This window comes from Tsukamurella pseudospumae (genome assembly GCF_001575195.1).
Classification (GTDB): domain Bacteria; phylum Actinomycetota; class Actinomycetes; order Mycobacteriales; family Mycobacteriaceae; genus Tsukamurella; species Tsukamurella pseudospumae.
This window is the reverse complement of record NZ_LSRF01000098.1, coordinates 1-1035: the sequence shown is the minus strand read 5'-3', so window position 1 is coordinate 1035 and position 1035 is coordinate 1. Positions and strand designations below refer to the sequence as shown.

Below are 1035 nucleotides of genomic sequence, written 5' to 3'. Positions count from 1 at the left end.
GCCTCTGTCAGGGTGTCGCCACGGTAAGTCATCCTGAGTAGAACCGCTTGCAGAGGTGCAGGTGCCGCGCGAAAGATGGCGGCGAGCTCGGCACTGATCTCTTGGGTCTCAGTATCCTCGGCCGCTCCTGGACCGGTGTCGTTGCGCAGGTGCTCGGAGAGCTCGTTAGTGAGCTCGTACGGGTCAGTCGGGGTGCCGGTCCTGCGGTCGTCGTGCCTGTTGATTACGGCAGTCAGGTTGTTGCGGCAGTGCCCGATGAAGTAGGTGGTGAGGCTTGCCCCTGCGGAGGGGTCGAAGCCGCCATTGTCGACGTGCTCGAAGAACGGCCGCAGCGAGCTCACGTAGGTTTCGAGCGCGATGTCGGTACGCAGCTCGTGGTCGGTGAGAGCTCGTTCGATCACGTAAGGGCTCGGCGACCCGTACTGCGCCTTCGTCGCGGCTTTGCCGGCGCGGAACCACTCGATCATCGCGCCGACCGCAGGGTTGTAGAAGCTGACAGCGGCAGCCCGCCCGGAAGTTGTCAGCTTGCCGTTCCGATCCAAATATCGTGTAGACATAAAAACCTCGATCTCGCGCGCGGTGCTCCAACTCGCCTGGAAGGTCCGCAATGTATCTGGTTATAGCGATGGAATCGCGGATCGGTTGCAGACCACCCTGTGCAGTACCAGCTTGGTACCGCATGGCTGAGGCGCCGACGTGTCGCGCAAAGGTTCTCGTCGAGCGTGTGGGCTGTGCCGCATCTTGGGCGGGGCGTGTGGGCGCAAAAACGCCCGCCGCCTCCCTAGAGCAGGAGGACGACGGGCGGCGGTATCGGCACTAACTCTGGGGTCATGCGCCGACGGGAGGTGCAGTCCCAGTGCCAGCCAAGCCGCTGGTGCCGCGCATCTTTATCCAGATGCCCAGCACCGCGACGACGAAGGCTTCGCTCGCCGCGATCGCCGCAGTGGATGCGCCAATCGCCGCCAAGCCGATGACGGTGCCGAGGGCAAGGGTAAGCACAAGGATCGCCTCCCAGTCTAGGCAGCGCCAAAGAGG

Annotated in this window: 2 protein-coding genes; both read right to left on the bottom strand. The window is 63.8% G+C overall.

Annotated elements, in window-relative coordinates; translation table 11 throughout:
• Positions 1-608 (bottom strand): hypothetical protein (locus AXK60_RS25285; RefSeq protein WP_082778278.1); only part of this gene is annotated, 608 nt, incomplete at its 3' end.
• Between the two features lie 220 nt (positions 609-828).
• A partial coding sequence (locus AXK60_RS27295) for a hypothetical protein (RefSeq protein WP_217491803.1) occupies positions 829-1035 on the bottom strand: 207 nt, incomplete at its 5' end.